Source organism: Chengkuizengella sp. SCS-71B, assembly GCF_040100845.1.
In the GTDB taxonomy this organism is placed as follows: Bacteria; Bacillota; Bacilli; order Paenibacillales; family KCTC-33759; genus Chengkuizengella.
Window position 1 is genome coordinate 2,984,227 of the sequence record NZ_JAZHSH010000001.1, and the last position, 19,950, is coordinate 3,004,176.

Sequence of the window (19,950 nt, forward strand, 5' to 3'; positions counted from 1 at the left end):
AAACAAAAACTAAAAGTAGTACAAAAAATAAAATGATTTAACAACCTGATTTGTAAAAGATACATAGTTAAAAAAACGACAAAATTATTTGCCGCAATGACATTTAAACAAGTGCCAAAGGAAATAAGTATGTATAAATAAAAAAATACCTTCCCCGAAGGGAGGATAAATTGAGGTATTACCAATTACTGTAAACGAAATGGTTCCTTTCAAAAGAACCTCAATCCAATCCGATAGGCGCAAAACCATGCTTCTCTTTTCCTGCCGTCATTTGATAGTTAGATTTCCAGTTTGAAGTAGGAGGCGGCTTATAATAGCTAACTTACATCCAATCATCATTCGATGAATCCGAATCACCTGCGTAAATTGTAGTACTACAACGAAACCACCACTATTAATTTTTTTTCAAGTTTAGTTACCCCATCACGTTCAAAGATCGTTGTAGCACGACGAACTTTATAAATACAATGATAGCGATATATACCCGTCATGTAATCATATAGTTTTGACAGTAAGGTGGGAAGAATTACGCACAAAAAAAAGCGTCGATCGATAGACCAACACTCCCGCTTTAGGAACTTTAATAAAACTATGAATTTAATTAGAAAAAGAGGGGGAGATTACTCAACTCTAAGGCTAGTCCCTAACACTTCTTCTGTTTCAGCATCGTAAATATTAATTACTTTTACATTTTTGAGAGTGCCAAGCTTAGGCGAATCATATTCTTTAAATTTAGAAACTACTAGATAAATTTGCCTTTCTGGATCTACGTAATTCATTGTATCAGTAATTTCTGGAGCATATTTTTTTATGTTCTTATATAGAATTTTTTCCTTTACTTTGTTATCAACATCTTTACGATTATGTGGATTATCTTTATTGGATTCCAAAAATTTTTCTGCACTTTTAAAATCTTTATCTTTATTATTTTTGTACTTTATTTTATCTGCTCTACTTGCTTTTTCCTTCACTTCTTTTTCCTTTTTTTGTATTTTTTCGTAGATCCCTAATTCTTCTTTTTTATTTTCTGCTAAAACTAGTATGTCACTATTTGAAGTGTAAAATAAAGCAGTAGATACTAGACCAACAGTAACTACACCAGTTATTAATATTCTGCTTTTCATTTAATTAATACTCCTCTCAATTTAGTAATTATGGTTTCCAGACTGCACTGTTATCACTTGTAAAAGAGACATCAAACCTATGTAATACGATTTTCAAAACAGGAATGCTCCTTAATAAAAGTTGGTTCATATTTTAAACGAGGCAAAACCAAAAAAGGTTACATTTTTTGTATGAACATACTAAAAAGACAGAATGATTGAAAAGAGTTCAGATAAGTATGATGAGATTTATCAATGTGCGTCACTAAATTCAAAACAGACTATAAACGTCAATATAACTATTTCTCATTTAACAACGAAACCATAAATTAATTTTTTGGTTGGATTATCTTATCACTAATTTATGTAAAAAACTAAATTAATCCCACACCTTTTATTCGTTTCAAGTTTCTTTTCCTTGGTATACGATTCAAGCAATTCTTCTTAATTGATAGAATTTATGGATCAAGGGGCTTGAACGTTCTCGCTTATTGAATACTTTCTCGTTTTATAAGCGAATAAATTCAATTTTCCCGTCTGAATATATCCTTATTTCTCGAAATACTTTGCGCAGATAATCTTGCTTTCGATTAATTGTCAAAGATTCGATATTTTCTTCATGAATGAATTGTTCGACCATTTCTCTTAAAATTTCTTCTTGGAATCCTTCGTCGTTACTATTGTCAAGCAATTCTATGGTTTCCTTTTTTAGCTTCAACATATGTTCTTCCTTTTCCTTTAATTCTTTTAACTGATTACGGATATCTTCTTCATCAACAATATCAGCATTGTTGACCATAAAATTAAGTAGTTGCTTACGTGACGTTTTTATTCGATCTAATTCTTTTTCAAGGCGTTCAAGCTCGGTTTGTTCAAATGAATTGAAATTTTCCTCTATTGTTGTAGCGATTTCTTGATTCGCTGAATCACCCCTTAATGTCACTAAATCAACAAAATAATTCCAAACATAATTGTCGATTTCGTCACATTTTAAACGATTGCCACACCCTCGATTTTTTGCACCAGCCGTATTCTTAATATCAGTGTATTCAAATACATATTTTCCCCAATTCTTTGAACGTCGTCCCGTTATAGTATTACCACAATCCCCACAACGCAATAAACCACTTAATAGATATTGGTTCTTTGAATGACCTGCCCAGCGCCTTCGGGATTCCTTTAATAATCTTTGTGCGTGTTCAAAAGTCTTCTTTTCAATAATTGCAGGAACATTGACAGGTATCCATTCGTCACGAGGTCTATGTGTCATAGGAATGCGTTCATCTTTATCTTTATATTTATTTGCTAACATTCCTTCGGTGTTCCATTTATTATGATAGCAAACACCCCAATAAGTATCGTTCATTAAGACTTGACGAACAACTTGCCTATGCCAAATTCCTTTACCTTTCTTCGTTGGATACCCTTTATCCATTAAATAATGAGCAATTCCATTTATCCCCTTGACTCGCCCCATAGGGTTGATGAACAACTCAAAAATCAATCGAACAACTTTCGCTTCAGGTTCATAAATCTCTAATTTTTCCGTTTCCTTGTTATATTTGTATCCGTAAACTTTCGAATCTTTTACAACTTTTCCTTGTTTCGCCTTTTCACGTCGACCCCGTGACATACGTTCCGTAATTTTGGCTTTTTCAAATTCAGCAATTGCCCCACGCATTTGATAAAATAACATTCCTTCAGGGGTCTTCTTATAATCGCCATTTACAAAAATTAGTTCAGCTTTCTTCTCGATTTCTTCTGATAGAATAAGTTGATTCATAAGTTTACGTGAGAGACGATCGGGATCATAAACAATTATTTTGTTTATTAAACCTTCCCGAATATCATTACGAAGTTTAGTTAATGCAGGACGTTCGAGGAATTCACCCGAATATCCATCGTCAATGTATTCCATCACTTCATTTGTATTTCCCGCTTTTTGCCTACATTGATGAATTTGGTCTTTAAGTGAATACCCACTTTTAGCTTGTTCTTCCGTTGATACCCTTGCGTAAAGTGCTATCATTTTTCTTTCTCATCTCCTTCCTAATTAAATTCTTTATATCGTTGTAGCATTCAATTATTGCTTCGTTGGTTGCATCGTTTTCAATTAGGACGGGATAAAATTTACTTTCGGGAATATAGCCTTTATTAAGCTTATTTTTAATACACATAATCAACGCCCCTCCATACCCTCTTCTTGTTGGTTACACCTATATGTGTGGCGCGTATTAGGTCATTTGTGACGTTGATTATTAATTTATTAGTATTTTTTTTGTTTTGAAGTGATTCGCAACCAATTGACTTTACAATTTCATTTTCTATACATCTAGCTGAAAAAGTAGCTAACTTCGTTCCTTTATTCGCTTTATAACTTTCAATCGCTTTGATTAAACCAATTGTTCCAATGGAAATTAAATCTTCAATATCTTCACCAGTATTGTCGAATTTCTTTACAATGTGAGCAACTAAACGCAAATTATGCTCGATGAGAATGTTCCTTGATTCCTGATGGCCTTCTGCCATTAATCGTAAATGTTTGGCTTCATCTTTTTCAGCTAAAGGTTGGGGAAAAGCATTGTTTTTTACATAGGATACAAAAAACACTAACTCCTTAGCAAACAACGCTAAAGCTGCAAAGAAACCAGGCATGTGTTAACACCCCCACATAAAAAGAGAATGTTATATCTTATGTGGGCGATTACCTATCTGTGCAAGTACCGATGAAATTTAATTTTCTTTGTGCACCTATACCTCATCTTGATCATATTCAATGCTCAATCCTTCAACATGTTTTCGACTTAGTTGATTCCGTACCTTACGATTTTCTTTAGTTTCGAATATGATGTCAAAATCGTAATTTTCTGGATATAATTCCTCCGCCTTGATATGCAGTTTCATTCGTTTATGATTCAGAACCTTTTTCTCTCCTTTGATCATTACCACAACATCACCAACTTCATTCATTGGTTTATACACAATACCATATTGTTTTAAATGCGGAATAAATACATTATCTCCAATATTCAATTGAGGCAATTCTTCACTTTTACTTTTTAACTCTTTTTTTATTTTTTTAAACCTTTTTTTTGGAGCCAATTGTTTTTCCTGATTTCTCCATTCTCTTGTCCCAGTTGCGTTTGATTCATAAAACTTCTTTTCTTTATATGTGATTAAATGTGCTTTTTCTATTAGTTTTGGATGCATACCTAAAGTTATAGCTATGTGAAATGCTTGACTATCCCCACCTTTGCCTATCAATAACTTATATTTAGGCTGTAACGTCTCAGGGTCAAATTCCATAGAGGCATTTTCAAACCGCTCATGTTTTGAGGCAAATTTCTTGATCTCACTGTAATGAGTTGTAGCAAAGATGACCGCTCCCTTTTCATACAATTCTTCTAATATAGCAACAGCTAAACCCATACCTTCTCCTGGATCTGTTCCTGAACCCAATTCATCAATAAGCACTAGCGTTTTATTGGTAGTACTTGACAGTATTTCAATGATATTTTTTATTCTTGAAGAAAATGTACTTAATGACTGCTCGATATTTTGACCATCACCGATATCTACTAAGATATGATCATATATACTTAACTCACTTTCTTCACTAACTGGTACATGTAAACCACATTGGGCCATATAAGTTAATAATCCTACTGTTTTAATCGTTACTGTTTTCCCTCCAGTGTTTGGACCAGTAATTACAAGAGCATCGTATGAATCACCAATCTTCACATTTAATGGAACAGCACTCTCACCCAATAATGGATGTCTTGCATTTTTCAAGTTTATGATTTGATCATCATTCATTGAAACAGCTATGCCATTTATTTCTTGGCTGTATTTCGCCTTAGCAAACAAAACATCATAATGAATCATCATTTCAATTGCAATATTTAATTCTGATTCAGATTCTTCAACTAAATTGGTGAGCATAGAGCAGATTTTTTCCTCTTCAAGCTGTTCATCAATTTTCAATAATTGCAATTCTTGATGACACCTACTTACATCTTCTGGTTCAATAAATACGGTTGATCCAGAAGCAGAAGTATCATAAACCACTCCACTAATATTTTTTTTATATTCTTTTCGTACTGGAATAACGTAATGTCCATCTCGCATACTCACTATCTTTTCTTGAATAAATTTATCGTATTTTTTTGATTTTAATACTTTTTCAATTCTCTCTTTCATTTCTGCCTCTATTATTAAAATATTTTTTCGTATTTTACTCATTGGCTTGCTAGCTCTATCATCTACTTTTCCATTTCGAATACAACGATTTATTTCCTCATATAAATGAGAAAAATCTGATATTGAATAAATGTATGAGCTTACTCTAGGAGCAATGCTTTCCTTGTCTTTCATAAATCGATTCATTTTCTTTATACTGTCTAAAAATTCAATAAATTTGTTAAATTGATCTGGACGTAATATCATTCCTTTGTTTAACCTTCCCATTAATTGCTCCATTCCATTTAAGCTATGAACGGGTACACTTGTGCTTCTCTTTAGTATTGTTTTAGCCTCTGTCGTTTCAGCTAAAGCACTTTGGATCGCATTTAACTGATTTAATGGTTTCATATTCTTTAATTTTTGTTTACCCTCTTCTGATAAAGAATACTTCATTAATTCTTTGATCACTTTTTCAATTTCTAAAATTTCAACCGTATGTTGGTTCATGTTTTTTCCTCCGTTTTAAATGAAATCGAGTAGGAGGGGGCGGCTAGCCCCCGACCTCTCACACCACCACACGTACCGATCGGTATGCGGCGGTTCATGTCATATTCCGTAAGTATTTGTATCTATCCATTAAACTTCGCAAACCTTGATTTGACCAGAATTTATTATTCATGGTTCTATGAAGAATTGGACTACAGGCAATTCTCCAGTATTTCTTTCTCGAGTTACCCCATTCATATGCCTTCTCTCTAGGGATACCTAAACCTGTAAGTTTCCTTACTTTCGTTTTCGGTTTCTTCCATTGTTTCCAAAGACACATCCTTAATCTTCTTCGTATCCATTCATCCAATTCTCGAAAGATCGTAGGTGTATCTATTAATGCGTAATAGCCACACCATCCTGTTAGATATTGATTGAGTTTCTTAATTCGCATCTCCATAGCTACGGGACTTCTCCTTGATGTAATCTCTCGTATCTTTGCTTTCACTCGTTGCATGGATACTTTGGATATCCTCACTTTTGGATTCTTCTTGTCCCAACTAAAGGTGAAACCTAGAAACTTTCGTTTCCATGGTCGGTCTATCGCGCTTTTCTCTTGGTTTACCTTCAACTTTAGCTTGTTTTCGATGAATTCTGTTACTGAACGCTTCACTCGTAATCCTGACTTCCACGTTTTAACATAGATGTTGCAGTCGTCCGCATAGCGTACGAATCTCAGGTTTCGCTTTTCTAGTTCCTTATCTAGTTCATCTAATACGATATTTGATAATATTGGACTTAATGGTCCACCTTGCGGCGCTCCTTCTGTCGTAGGTTTAACGAGTCCATTTACCATCACGCCAGATTGGAGGTATTTTCGTATAAGTTTTAATAAGGTTTTATCTGGGATTCGTTCTGCTAACTTTGCCATGAGACGATCATGATGCACTCGATCAAAGAATTTCTCTAAATCAATATCCACTACAATACGGTATCCTTCTTGCATGAATCGTCTTGCTTTCCTCACTGCATCATGTCCTCGTCTCTTTGGACGAAAACCATAGCTTTGTTCAGAAAACATAGGATCAAATATTGGGGTTAATACTTGCGTTATTGCTTGTTGAATGAATCGATCTATCACAGTGGGGATACCAAGAAAGCGAGTTCCACCGTTCGGTTTCGGGATTTCGACCCGACGGACTGGACTCGGTTCATAAGCCCCCTTTTCCAACTGCTCACGAAGAATATGCCAGTTTTGTAGAATATGTGTCCGTATCTCTTTGACAGACATGCCGTCTACTCCATGGCTTCCTTTGTTCGCTTCCACTCGCTTGAGTGCTGTAATTAAATTTTCCTGTGACAATAATGACTCCATCATTCTTAGATACGCTCCTTACGTGAATTGTTCTCCTGTTCATGCCATGAGTAAATTCAGCCCTTCTGAGTACCCTCATGGATTCACCATTACTTTCCTCAGATAAGTCCGTACTGGATTGTCTGCTTTCATCACTTACTCTTGAAATTCCAGTCGTTCAATTCCTATTTCATGTTCAGCCCTTCCGTTTACTGTCGTCACAGCTCACGTACTATGGCGTCTGCTGACTTCTGTATGTTCAGCCTGCTTTCACAAGCAGGGTTACGAAGTTTACTTCGCATTTCATACAGATCTCCCCAGGTAAGAATGCAGTCTTTCCTTCCATCTATCTGCTCCATTTACTCTGTACCATCTTTGGCAGAAAGGGCTTTGTTTTGTTAAGCAAACTCACCCAATGATACCTAGCCTTATATGAAGTTCGTGTTCCTCAGACCGGAAGTTTGCCGCTCGCTTCCTTCAGATTCCGCATCACTACGGACACCCTTGCGTTGAGCTAACTGCTACTTCTGCCTTCACAGCTCGGGACTTTCACCCTATAGACTGCACCCATGCTGGGCGCACTTAAAAAAAAGACGACAATGAACAAAGATTCATTGTCGTCTTTCATAAAAATGTACGAGGTTCTATAAGTTTGATTGTGCGGGTTCAAAATCAAACTTAACACTCAAATTGCACAAAAAAACTGTGCAATTGGCACAGAGTTGTATCGTACGTATATAAATAACGAACTATACCAATGTTCTTAACTTAAAGTACAGGATCAAATAAATACACTTAAATAAACGTCCTATTTTTTAAAAAAATAAGTACATCACTTATTTTGATCCATTATTTACTTTGGTTAGTTAAGAACGACTCCACTCATAAAATATAGCTCCTTATTATTTATCTTTTTCATTATACTGTTTTTGTTTCATTTTGTCACTAAACTATCACTCATTTCTAAATAACTCATCAAATTCTTCAAGGATAGCCTTTATATTTTATGAATTTTTCAAATTAACCACATTACTCTCAAGGGGTAAGATCATAGTATACTTTTGTAGAATAAACAAGTAAAAGACCTTAGCAACTTACTAAGGTCTTTTATCATTTTTGACTAATTAAATTCTTAATGAGACCCTATATAATCAAAAGTATTATTCGGATGAGATGTCCATTCATTACTATTATAACTTGCTGTCCCTGAAATAATGTCCATATTTCGTACCAATGTGATGTCTTTTGCAAATTGTGTGCCCATAATTCCAATTACATCTACGATATCATTGTTATGTTTTAATGTTATAGAATCATCTCCATTAAAGGCAAGATTCGACGTCGTCATATCTGACTCATTTAATAACGCTTGGTCTGCGCTTGAATGAGATATGACTAAAACATCTCCGTTTCGTAATATCCCACTTAAATTTATAGAAGCTGAAGTATTTGACAATTCAATAGAATAACCAGATAAATTAATATCCTGCCCTGTTCCATTATAAATTTCCAGAGACTTATTAAAACTGCTACCTTCTATATATTCTGAAAAGAATAAGCTTTCAGTAGTATTTGGACCTCCACCTATTGAAGTATGTGTTCCGATATAATCAAACGTGTTATTAGGATGTGTTGACCATTCAGCACTATTATAGCTTGTTGTTCCCGAAGTAATGTTTTCATTTCGTACTAACGTGATATCCTTGGCAAATTGTGTACCTATTACCCCTATTACATCAACTATATCATCATTTAGTTTTAATGTAATTGAATCGTCCCCATTAAAAGAAAGGTTGGACGTTGTCATATCTGAAACGTTCAAAAGCCTTTGATCTGCGCTTGAATGAGATATGACAAATACATCTCCTTTTTGCAATGTTCCAGTTAATGAAATGGCTGTTGATACATTAGAGAGCTCGATCTTAAAGCTGGAGAGATTGATATCTTCACCAGATCCATTATAAATTTCCAATGCTTTATTATAGCCACTCCCCTCAATATATTCAGAGAAATAAATACCATCTACTATTGAAGGGTCCGTTGGATTTGAATCAGTGTACCCATATGAACCTTTTGCGAAACTTGAAGCATCCCACCAAATGTATCCAGCATCTGGCTGTGACCAAGGCTCGAATTCAGGTTCAGTCGAATTTTGAGGTATTTCCATATTTAATAAAGAAGTTGGTTGATCTAACTCCAAACCAGCAACTGTATCAAAACTAGAATAATTTTCTTGTATAGATAACCAATTTATGATGTTCACAAGGAGTTTAGCATCATCTTGTTCTAAAAAGCCATTGTAAGTTTTTTTTGTCTGACCATTTTCTTCTCTAACATATTTAGGAGAGATATCCTCAACTGGTGAAGAATCTCCTATAAATGCAGCTTTACCTAAACCTAATTTAGATATCGCTGCGTATGGACCTTCCTCTAATCCACCATTATTATAAACACCTTGATCTACTGCATGCCTCCATGCAGCATTGGTTTGTGGAAGATAAACTATTCCTTTTGCTTTTTTTGGATCTAAAATAGCTAATGTTGATCCTGCATGCATAGCTACATTCTGAACACCTTCTGTTATTCCAAATGATTGTTCAGGACTCACTATATGATTTGCAGTTACATCACCTATAGCATTGTAACGAAAACGAACTCCAAATTGTTCAGCAAGCCAATCAGAGCTTACCACGTTTTCCATAGCTGTCGAGTTTGCTTCCTGAATGCTCATCCCTTTTGTTGGGTCCTCCCATGCACCACGACGATAACCATTAAAAATTTCGGAAGCATCCCACCTATTTTTATTTCGATCAGCGTTGTAATGATCAGATATAAAGAAAATACTTCCTCCTTGTTGAACATATTGTATCATAGCATTTTGTTCAGAAACTTTATAAGGTATATTTGCCTCAGGGATGACAAATACATCATAAGTACTTAAATCACTGTATGTAATAGGTGATGATTTTCTAAGTTCCTTTACATAGTAACCTTGATCAGCAATCGCATTTGCAAAATCAGAAAAAGCACCATCAATGACCCAATCCGCAGAACCAGCTGTTTGACCGTGTGTATTATCAAATAAAACAGACTTGCCATTTACTTGTCCTCTTGCTTGAATTTCTGGGGCAGGATCATCAGGTCCTTCAGCAAAGCTTTGTACAGTCGCAAATAAAAGAGAAAACAATAAACTAAAAATAATCATTACGGAGTACCACTTTTTTTCCTTTGATTGAAAAAACATAAAACACTCTCCCATAAATTATATTTTTGATCAGAACATAAACAATCTCTGACCTTCTATTTGAATGTATCAAAAATTGATCAGAAATGCATAGATAATTTTCCCAATTGTAAATTTTTTTTAAGTAGTAATTCTTTTTTGAGGATCCGATTCAACCTGAGCTTCTAGCTTGAAAATTAGAAGTGTTTAAAAAATTTATAAATATTTTTAAAGTGCAAAAAAATCCCTGCTAGTTAATACCAGCAGGGATTTTCATTTAATTGTTGTAAACGTTAGATTTGAAATAAATATGCTTAAAAGCGATTATTCGCTTTATTTCTTTATTTTTTTACTACGTTAACAGCTTGTGGTCCACGGTTACCTTCTTCTACGTCGAAAGAAACTGCTTGACCTTCTTCTAAAGTTTTGAAACCTTCACCAGTGATAGCTGAGAAATGTACGAAAACATCATCTCCACCTTCAACTTCGATAAAACCGAAACCTTTGTCAGCATTAAACCATTTTACAGTACCGTTTTGCATTTAAAAAATCCTCCTAAATATACCTTAAGTACATATTCATAATTAATCATTTTACCTATATAAAACGTTTAAAAAGCTGCAACTTTTAAGAAGATTCAACTCTGCTTTCTCCTTAAAAGTTACAGCTAAATTAAATCTGTATTATATTTGTAAATGATTTAAATTAACTATACCACTTAATGAATTTAAAAGCAAACTTATTTGAAGTGTAAACTTCTTTAATATTATAAAATCTTAAAAGAATAAGTCAGCTTCCACATAACTAGAAGCTGACTTTTATTTTTGGAATTTAACATAACTAGTTATTTCTCTTCTTTGTCTGAAGAACTTTTTCTTACTTCAACTTTCTTCACTTGATGCCCATCATGCTCGACGATTTTAAAATCATAGCTGCCTTTTTTTATAACAATTCCATCTTCAATTTCATCAGCTTCAGACAAAACCCAACCACCAATGGTATCTAAATCTGTATTTCTTATATTTAAATTATATAATTCATTTACATCTTCAATTAAAACTTTTCCATCTAATATTGCACTTGTTTCATTAATTTTATTAATGTTTGGTTGTTCATTTACATCAAATTCGTCACGAATTTCCCCTACAATTTCCTCTAATATATCTTCAACAGTGACTAAGCCAGCAGTACCTCCATATTCATCTACAAGAATAGCCATATGCATTCTTTCTTTTTGTAATTTAGCTAATAAATCCTTAATGGGTATCGTCTCAATTACTTGGATAATTGGACGAATATAATGATCAAGTTTCTCTTGTTTACCATTTATATAATCTCCAAAGATCTCCTTCACATTCACCATTCCGATGATTTGATCTTTATCCTTTATAGCAACGGGATACCTTGTATATTTTTCTTTATTTATAATCGCTAAATTTTCTTTCACATCATTGTTTTTAAAAATAACGCTGATCTCAGTTCTTGGGATCATAATTTCTTTTGCAAGTCGATCATCAAATTCAAAAATATTATTTACATATTGGAGTTCAGATTGATTGATTTCACCACTTTTGTAACTTTCAGATAAAATAAGACGCAGTTCCTCTTCAGTGTGAGCTAGTTCATGCTCAGATGCTGGTTTAATACCAAATAATCTTGTAAATACTCTAGCTGAGCCATTTAAAACCCAAATAAAAGGATACATCATAGCGTTAAATAATATCAAAGGTCTTGCTAACATCAAACTAACTCTTTCAGCTTTTTGAATAGCAACGGTCTTTGGTGCAAGCTCACCAAGTACGACATGTAAAAAAGTAATGATACTAAAAGCAATAATGAAGGATAAGGTTGAAGTGACTGTCTCTGATAAATCAAAATACTCAAATACAGGGAGTAACAAATGTTCTACTGTAGGTTCACCAATCCAACCTAACCCTAGAGAAGTGATTGTAATCCCAAGCTGCGCCCCAGATAAATAACCATCAAGATTGTTGATTACTTTTCTCACTGCTTTCGCATTTTTATTCCCTTCTCTTACTAAAGCATCAATTCTTGTACTTCTTACTTTGACTATTGCAAATTCTACTGCGACAAAAAAAGCTGTAAAAAATATAAGTAATGCTACGATCAATAAATTAAAATAATCCAAAAAAGTACCTTACACCTTTAAAGGGTAAGGTTTCACCTCCTGATTCAATTTGAGAAGATTATATAAATAATCAGATATATTCTATTTTATCAAAAATTACATTAAGTTGCACTTTCTGATTAAGATAATTCACACTCATTCTAATTCAGCTTGATTAATCACATTATTTCTCACTTAATAATTTCCGTATGAAAACATAACTTTGCATGCTCTAAAAATAATTCTTGATGTTTGGTAAATGTCGCTGTTCCTCTGCTATGAATAACAGTTTTAAATCCATTTGCATCCGCCCCTGCTAACGTTAAGAAATCACATGTATCAGTACATACACCTGTAATATGAACCTTCTCCACATTCCAACCATTTAATATCACTTTTAAATCTGTACCATGGAATGCATTATAATTTTCCTTTGGCACGTAAAAAAGTCTTTTGTTGTTTTTATTTTGTTCATACCAATTTCCTAAGTCTCCATATAACTTCTGACCCCAACTACCTACAACGTTATGCGCTGGCCATAATTCAAAGTGTTTATCATTTTTTTGATGAGCATCCATTGTGATAACTACTAAACCTTCTTGATCTAAAAAAGTCTGAGCTATTTCCATAATATAAGGTACAATTTTCTGTGCAGCTACACCCGCGGATAACGCTCCATTTTTATGTACAAAATCATTACTCATGTCCACTATAAGTAAAGCTTCGCTTTTCATCACAAACCCTCCTACCTCATTTTGAAATAATAGAACAATAATCCTTAAACAACAGATTATATAGAAATAAATAAGGAAAAATTCACTTATTGGAGACTTTTAGAGGATGTCGTGGAGCCAAGTAAGTGATAAAATTGCTATATTAAGTGTAATAATTTAATTATTCCATATTTTAGCATGATTAAAAAGGTTAAACTTTATGAAATTATGAAAAGATTTTGTTAATTGATAATTATATGAATGATTTACAGGTTCAATGAAAGGAAGTTTATTATGGAACGTTTGATATATGAGAAACTAAAAGATGTATATGGATATACTTCATTTAAACAAGGGCAGCAGGAAATAGTTGAAAGTATATTACAAAAAAAAGACTCTGTCGCCATCATGCCAACAGGAAGCGGCAAATCATTATGTTATCAGTTACCAGCTCTTATTTTTGAGGGGACAACCTTTGTTATCTCTCCATTAATTTCGTTAATGAAGGATCAAGTAGATACTTTAAACACGATGGGAGTATCTAGTACATATATTAATAGCTCTGTTTCAAGGAAAGAAATGAACAATCGTCTGATGAATATTTCACATCAAAAATATAAACTCGTATATATCGCACCAGAGAGGTTAGATTCAGAAGTATTTATAGAGCGACTTCAAAACATTCATATTCCTTTAATTGCTATAGATGAAGCACATTGTATTTCACAGTGGGGGCATGATTTTAGACCAAGTTATATGAACATCTATCAACTGATTCGCAAATTACCAAAGAAACCAGTTATCGCAGCATTTACGGCTACAGCAACAAATAAAGTTGAAGCAGATATTATAAGCAACTTAAGACTACAGAAACCGAATATTACGAAAACGGGCTATGCTAGAAATAATCTTTCCTTTTCCGTTCTAAAAGGGGTTAATAAGCAGGACTTTTTACAAAACTATTTGAAGGATCGTACCGAGGAATCTGGAGTGATTTACGCATCTACTCGTAAAGAAGTAGATCAATGTTACGAAAATCTTAAGAAATTGGGCTTTAGTGTAGAAAAATATCATGCTGGATTAACGGAAAAAGTACGAAAATCAAATCAAGATCATTTTTTATATGATGACATTAAAATCATAATCGCTACAAATGCTTTTGGTATGGGAATTGATAAATCAAATGTCCGTTTTGTCATTCATTTAAATTTACCAAAAAATATTGAGTCTTATTATCAAGAAGCTGGAAGAGCTGGTAGGGATGGAGAACCCGGTGAATGTATTTTATTATTTTCACCTCAAGATATCATTACACAAAAATATTTGATTGAACAATCTGAAAAGGATGACAATTATAAAGCAAAAGAATATAGTCAGTTACAGCAAATGATCGATTATTGCCATACAAGTAACTGTTTACAACAACATATCGTTCGTTATTTTGGAGATCAAACTTATGATATTTGTCATAAATGTAGCAACTGTAAAGATGATCGAGAATTAACTGACATCACAAATGATGCCTTAAAGGTAATTTCTTGTGTAAAAAGAATGAGAGAAAGATTTGGGGTCACTTTAACTGCTAAGGTTTTAAAAGGGTCTGCTGACAGTAAAGTAAAACAATTTAAATTTGATCAATTATCCACATACGGTTTGATGAAAGAAAAAAAGGAAAAAGAAGTCATACAACTTATCCAATTACTTATCGCAGATGGTTTTCTTGAATTGACTGAAAGTAAATTTCCTATAGTCAAGTTAAACAATAAATCCATACAGGTACTGAAAGGAGAAGAAAAAGTATTTCAAAAAGTACAGATCATTGCAAAAAAAGAAGTTTCCTTCAATTATGACAAAGATTTGTTCGAAGTTCTGAGGAGTTTACGAAAACAAATTGCAGATGAAGAAAATCTTCCACCATTCACAATTTTCCATGATGCTTCATTGGTGGAAATGTGTGAGGTACGCCCTAATAATGAGGCTGCATTTTTAGCAATAAAAGGTGTAGGACAGGCAAAGTTTCAAAAATATGGGGAGAGGTTTATTAAATGTTTAGCTGATTTTCAAGATTCAATAACAGGGTAAAAAATAACCCGCAAAAGTAAACTATAACTTTGAAATCCATTTATAAAACTAGTTTAAAAACTTTTGCGGGGCTTTCTTAATTTATTAAGCATTCCATTTTTTCTAACACGTGAACCCAAAAATACTTTTCAGGGTTGAATTTTAATGTTTGTCGCATCTTCATCTGTCATATCTTTATTAGCTTGTTGAAATACATTTTTGATTCGATAATTTTGACCGTCTAATGTTTAATATCTCTCCAACTTCAGCATATTTACCATGCCTTCTAACTGTCGTTTTTTTACCTGTCACTATTTTATCAATCTCTTCTTGTACTATTACTAAATGATCAATTGTAAGCTGCATTTCCGGTTTATGCCCATTCAACTCTATCACCTCATAATTAGTTCATATTATTTGTTATTTAATGTAGCTAAGTAAATTTTACTAGCTAAATCCTCAGACGTTGTAGGTCCAATTATTTTTTCTAGTAAGATCCCTTCTGGAGTAATAATAAATGTTTCCGGTTGTCCTCTAACACCATAATATTGTGAAACCTTATCATCTTTATCCATTAAGTAGGTTGTTGTAGAATCATACTCCTCTTTAAATTCTAGAATTCTATTCTTCGGCTCACTACGATCAATAATGAGAAGTGGATATTCCTCTCCATATTTTTGATGAAATTTTTCTAATTCTGGTTCCTCATCTTGGCAAGGAAAACACCATGTTGCAAAAAAGTTTAGAACAACATACTGACCTTTAAAATCAGATAACCTATAAATTTCATCATCTGTACTGTACAACTTAAAATCATAGGCAACCTCGCCTATTTCTGGCACCTCAACACCTCTAAGCCCATTTGCTAGGATATACAATACACCAACAACAGAAATGATAATAACCCACCATATTCCATTCTTATTCAAGTTAACCCCTTCCTTCAGTAAAACATTGAATCCATTAATTTAAATAATTATTTACTATTTTCAAGCTCTCTAATGAATTCAATTTCTTTATTTATCTTTTGCTGACGTTTACCTAAAATCATCAAATAACCTGATAATAAAATCCAGATTACCATATAAGCAACAAATAAATAGCTCACTTTTAACCCTCCTCAAATAAATGTAAGTTGTATCGCTTTGAATTTTTTCTATTAAATAATGCATTTGTGGCATAGAAAATTTATTTCATTAACTTTTCTTGTTTATAGGATAGGAAAGTATTATTATTTCATACTTGTATCCTCAAGAAAATCAACCTCTAAAGAAGGATTCGACGACATCTTCGAAAGGTCATCGATATGTGATTTTCTTATAATTTTCAACTGCTAGTTTTGTTTTTTCGATGTAAATCCCCTTTTGTAGTAATACGATATAAAGCAATGTGATCACACCAAGACAAAAAAGGAGAGTGGCTAACATTTCTCCTTCAATCCCACCTCCTGATTGATTTGGAGCATCACCAAATACAATCGGATGAAGTTTGGAATTCCACCACCTAATCGCCATAAATACGATAGGTACATCAATAAAGCTAATAATTCCAAAAACAGCAGCCAATCTTGCCTTTTTCTCCCATGCTCCATCCATACGTCGAATAAAAATGTACGCTAAATAAAGGAAAAACAAAATGAATGTGGTTGTTAAACGAGGTTCCCATGTCCACCATGTATTCCAAGCACTTCTACCCCAAATAGGACCCGTTGTTAACACAATCGCAGTAAACAAAACGCCTATTTCTGCTGAAATACCAGCGATCATATCATAAGACCGTTTTCTCTTTATTAAAAACAGGATACTGTATACAAACACAACACCAAATGCAAGAAATGCCACCCAAGCTGATCCAACATGAAAATAAAAGATTTTTTGTACATTCCCCATTACTTTCTCTATTGGTGACCAGATAAACACTAAATAAAGTGCAGCACTCATTAAAATAATGAGAATCCAAACCAAAGATCGATGCATTTTTATTACACCTCCATTATGAATTCAAATAAAAAGAAACAAAACACAAAAAATAATAAATCGTATCCTGCCATTAAGCTGATCCAAGAGAATAAACTTTCAATTTCTTCTACATCTATTAATAAGATTCGAGTAGATTGCACAGCTGCAATCACAATTGGACTAATTACAGGAAACAATATGATCGGCAGCAACATTTCACTGCTTCGTGAATTTGCCGAAAGTGCTGCTAAAAAAGTACCAACACAAATGAATCCTACACTGCCTAGAAATAAAACAAGCACAAACAATAATATATTTCCATTCATTTTGTATTCAAACAAAATAAATAATAGGGGAATCGTAATTATTTGCACAAACAAAACAATAATAAAATTTGAGAGAAATTTCCCTAAATATATACTAGATGGATCAATTGGGGAAACAATTAATCCGTGTAAACTATCATTATATTGCTCTGATATAAATGATCGATTCAAACCTAGAATTCCAGCAAATATCGTAATCACCCATATCATGCCTGGAATAACTGCCCTAACAGTGTTATTCGTAGGATCAAAAGCAAAGCTGAAAGTAACGATGACAAGACCTGAAAAGATTAACATTGTACTTAAAACTTGTTTTGTCCTCCACTCCGCATATAAATCCTTCCAGGTGATAGCTAATGCTGAAATTATTAAATCTCTCATGTATAGCCCACCTGTCTTAAATAGATTTCTTTTAATTGATGTACATTTTTACCCTCTAATACAAAATCATCAATAATTACACCCTTTTTCATTAAAATAAATCGGTCACATGATTCAATTGCTTGAGTTAAATCATGCGTTACCATTAAAATGGTTGTTCTCTGTTTTTTCTTTTTTAATATGACTTTATTCAAAATATCGATGGCTTGTTGGTCAAGTCCCGTATGCGGTTCATCTAAAATTAATATCGATGGATCATGAACAATCGCCCTTACAATGGCCAAACGTTGAATCATACCTCTAGAAAAAGAACGAACTGGCTCATTCATAAAAAACTGTAATCCTACTTCGCGAATCATTTCTTTCACTTTATTTTCAAGCTGATTAACTTGATATAATTTACCGAAAAAAGTCAAGTTTTCTACAGGAGAAAGATGTTCATATAAATAACTGTTATGTGCTAAAAAACCAATCTTCTTTTTTATTTGTAAATTATTTTCCTTTAATGAGACATTGTCGATCATTACATGACCAAAAGATGGTTTCATTAATCCCCCAATAATTTTAAGAATCGTACTTTTCCCCGCACCATTAGGACCTAATATCCCAACCGTTTCACCTTGATTTACAGTGATATTAATATCATTTAAAATTGTTTTTTCTCCAATGGTTTTGTTTAGAGTTACTGTCTTAATCACTGTAAAACCTCCTAACTTATTCAGTAAACTTTTTTAATTTCAATTTCACTTGAATTAGTTGCTGTTTATAACCTTCATATTTTTTTGTGAATTCATATTGATCCATTCCTCTTGATTGATGTGACTGCTCTAAATCAATCATTTTGTCTAATATGATAGAACGTTTTTGTAATAAGTCCTGAATTTGTTTTTCATTTTGCGTGATCGAAGTCCCATGCTCCAACCCATCTATTTTTTTCAATTTAAAAACGATATAATAACCTGCAAATGCTAAAAGAATACTTCCGAAAACAATCAAAACAATGTGTGGATTAAACTCTCTTAATGGTGAATCATACCACATTCGAATATGACCTTCATTGTGAAAATTCGGTGAGCTTCTAGTTACATTTGATTCTGTTAAAAGAAAGAAATTCATGTTATCCCACTGAATTAGATCACAGCGGTTTTCACCTTCCTTTCATAAATTTATCCCTTTAATCCTCTTTCTTTTCTTAATAACTCTAGTTCAATCTCAACTTCTGATTGGATCTCTTCTAAGATTTGTTTATTTTCTTTTTCCTCGAGTAGCTCTGGTAATTGATCTTCATCTCTTAATAGTTCTATAAAAAATAATTCAACCTCTTCCTTCAAGTGTTTGTAATCATATTCTGACAATTTATTCATTTTATAATCCATCTCAAGCTCATTTAAAGTTGCATAAAATTCCTTTTTTATCACTTCGTTATCGGAAGATTTTTTTAAATCTCCATCTGTAAATATCTTTTGATGAAAAAAAGGAGATAAAACCATATACAAACAACCTATGATCATGAGAGCACTTGTTAGCAGAACTATAAAGTCCATCCTTGTCACATCCTAAAAATACTTTTTCCGTTCTTTCTCAATAACAGATAATAAGATTTCATTTTCTGTTTCATCTATAAATTCTCGATTTAAGTCACTAGATTGATTTGGACTTACCCATTTTTTAATTAAGAAATAAACTAGAAATGTTGCTAAAAACAATAATAAAAATGGGGTGATCCATGCGGTGAGACTAAAGCCCGTTTTGATTGGGGCTGCTAATGCTTCTTCCCCTAACTGATCAACATAGTCATTTAAAATTTCATCTTTGGTTTTCCCTTGTGCCAAGAATTCTGCAACTTCATTATAATAAGTTTGTTTGACAGGACAAGTTGCTAAATCATCACTGCTATGACCTTCCATAGACAACATGCTCACAATGGATTGAAATTCTTTAGAACTATAATCAAAACCTTCTTCTGCAAAAATCACATTAACTGATAATAGTAATGAGAAAATGAGCAAAAAAACGAATCGTTTCATCATCG

At 33.1% G+C, this 19,950-nt stretch carries 19 protein-coding genes and 2 pseudogenes; 1 reads left to right on the forward strand and 20 read right to left on the reverse strand.

Annotated elements, in window-relative coordinates; genetic code table 11:
* Window positions 1-620 precede the first annotated feature (620 nt).
* The 11 genes and pseudogenes from VQL36_RS14670 to VQL36_RS14720 form a co-directional block, all read right to left on the reverse strand.
* Entirely contained in the window at window positions 621-1,124 is a 504-nt protein-coding gene (locus VQL36_RS14670) for a hypothetical protein (RefSeq protein WP_349250039.1), read from the reverse strand.
* Between the two features lie 487 nt (window positions 1,125-1,611).
* Window positions 1,612-3,132, reverse strand: a complete 1,521-nt coding sequence (locus VQL36_RS14675) for a recombinase family protein (protein ID WP_349250040.1) — start codon at window positions 3,130-3,132, stop codon at window positions 1,612-1,614.
* 233 nt (window positions 3,133-3,365) lie between these two features.
* A pseudogene (locus VQL36_RS14680) lies at window positions 3,366-3,758 on the reverse strand (sigma factor); the annotation flags it as partial.
* A 96-nt stretch (window positions 3,759-3,854) separates the two neighbouring features.
* On the reverse strand, window positions 3,855-5,795 hold the full coding sequence (locus VQL36_RS14685) for an endonuclease MutS2 (protein ID WP_349250041.1): 1,941 nt from the start codon (window positions 5,793-5,795) through the stop codon (window positions 3,855-3,857).
* Between the two features lie 94 nt (window positions 5,796-5,889).
* Window positions 5,890-7,152, reverse strand: a complete 1,263-nt coding sequence (ltrA, locus tag VQL36_RS14690; protein WP_349248364.1) for a group II intron reverse transcriptase/maturase — start codon at window positions 7,150-7,152, stop codon at window positions 5,890-5,892.
* Window positions 7,153-7,346: 194 nt separating this feature from the next.
* Window positions 7,347-7,487 carry a hypothetical protein gene (locus tag VQL36_RS14695; RefSeq protein WP_349248363.1) on the reverse strand — a complete coding sequence of 47 codons (141 nt, stop codon included), beginning with the start codon at window positions 7,485-7,487 and terminating at the stop codon, window positions 7,347-7,349.
* 773 nt (window positions 7,488-8,260) lie between these two features.
* The gene (locus VQL36_RS14700) at window positions 8,261-9,157 is read right to left on the reverse strand and encodes a lamin tail domain-containing protein (RefSeq protein ID WP_349251187.1); all 897 of its coding nucleotides are present in this window, start codon (window positions 9,155-9,157) and stop codon (window positions 8,261-8,263) included.
* Window positions 9,152-10,372: pseudogene (locus VQL36_RS14705) on the reverse strand (hypothetical protein); the annotation flags it as partial. The gene VQL36_RS14700 and the pseudogene VQL36_RS14705, both read right to left, overlap by 6 nt.
* Window positions 10,373-10,692: 320 nt before the next feature.
* The gene (gene cspD / locus VQL36_RS14710) at window positions 10,693-10,893 is read right to left on the reverse strand and encodes a cold-shock protein CspD (protein WP_160646336.1); all 201 of its coding nucleotides are present in this window, start codon (window positions 10,891-10,893) and stop codon (window positions 10,693-10,695) included.
* A 302-nt stretch (window positions 10,894-11,195) separates the two neighbouring features.
* Window positions 11,196-12,500, reverse strand: coding sequence for a hemolysin family protein (locus VQL36_RS14715; protein WP_349250042.1), 1,305 nt, complete (start codon window positions 12,498-12,500; stop codon window positions 11,196-11,198).
* A 170-nt stretch (window positions 12,501-12,670) separates the two neighbouring features.
* Complete coding sequence (locus tag VQL36_RS14720) at window positions 12,671-13,213, reverse strand: cysteine hydrolase family protein (RefSeq protein WP_349250043.1); 543 nt, start codon at window positions 13,211-13,213, stop codon at window positions 12,671-12,673.
* Window positions 13,214-13,486: 273 nt separating this feature from the next.
* On the opposite strand from VQL36_RS14720, the gene recQ reads away from it, so the two are divergent.
* Window positions 13,487-15,274: a DNA helicase RecQ gene (gene recQ / locus VQL36_RS14725; protein ID WP_349250044.1), complete on the forward strand. Its 1,788-nt coding sequence runs from the start codon at window positions 13,487-13,489 to the stop codon at window positions 15,272-15,274.
* Between the two features lie 177 nt (window positions 15,275-15,451).
* Here the strand turns inward: recQ and VQL36_RS14730 are convergent, their stop codons facing one another.
* The 9 genes from VQL36_RS14730 to VQL36_RS14770 form a co-directional block, all read right to left on the reverse strand.
* Window positions 15,452-15,640 (reverse strand): hypothetical protein, encoded by a 189-nt coding sequence (locus VQL36_RS14730; protein WP_349250045.1) that lies wholly within the window; start codon window positions 15,638-15,640, stop codon window positions 15,452-15,454.
* Between the two features lie 26 nt (window positions 15,641-15,666).
* A complete protein-coding gene (locus VQL36_RS14735) occupies window positions 15,667-16,182 on the reverse strand; it encodes a TlpA disulfide reductase family protein (RefSeq protein ID WP_349250046.1) in 516 nt (171 codons plus the stop codon).
* Window positions 16,183-16,229: 47 nt separating this feature from the next.
* Window positions 16,230-16,361 carry a CcmD family protein gene (locus tag VQL36_RS14740; RefSeq protein WP_349250047.1) on the reverse strand — a complete coding sequence of 44 codons (132 nt, stop codon included), beginning with the start codon at window positions 16,359-16,361 and terminating at the stop codon, window positions 16,230-16,232.
* Window positions 16,362-16,551: 190 nt separating this feature from the next.
* On the reverse strand, window positions 16,552-17,229 hold the full coding sequence (locus tag VQL36_RS14745) for a cytochrome c biogenesis protein (protein ID WP_349250048.1): 678 nt from the start codon (window positions 17,227-17,229) through the stop codon (window positions 16,552-16,554).
* A 5-nt stretch (window positions 17,230-17,234) separates the two neighbouring features.
* Window positions 17,235-17,918 (reverse strand): heme exporter protein CcmB, encoded by a 684-nt coding sequence (locus VQL36_RS14750; protein ID WP_349250049.1) that lies wholly within the window; start codon window positions 17,916-17,918, stop codon window positions 17,235-17,237.
* Window positions 17,915-18,616, reverse strand: coding sequence for a heme ABC exporter ATP-binding protein CcmA (gene ccmA / locus VQL36_RS14755; RefSeq protein WP_349250050.1), 702 nt, complete (start codon window positions 18,614-18,616; stop codon window positions 17,915-17,917). The genes VQL36_RS14750 and ccmA overlap by 4 nt, the downstream gene beginning before the upstream one ends.
* 16 nt (window positions 18,617-18,632) lie before the next feature.
* The gene (locus tag VQL36_RS14760) at window positions 18,633-19,034 is read right to left on the reverse strand and encodes a hypothetical protein (RefSeq protein ID WP_349250051.1); all 402 of its coding nucleotides are present in this window, start codon (window positions 19,032-19,034) and stop codon (window positions 18,633-18,635) included.
* 50 nt (window positions 19,035-19,084) lie between these two features.
* Window positions 19,085-19,462, reverse strand: coding sequence for a hypothetical protein (locus tag VQL36_RS14765; protein WP_349250052.1), 378 nt, complete (start codon window positions 19,460-19,462; stop codon window positions 19,085-19,087).
* Between the two features lie 12 nt (window positions 19,463-19,474).
* Window positions 19,475-19,945, reverse strand: a complete 471-nt coding sequence (locus VQL36_RS14770; RefSeq protein WP_349250053.1) for a cytochrome c-type biogenesis protein CcmH — start codon at window positions 19,943-19,945, stop codon at window positions 19,475-19,477.
* Window positions 19,946-19,950 lie beyond the last annotated feature (5 nt).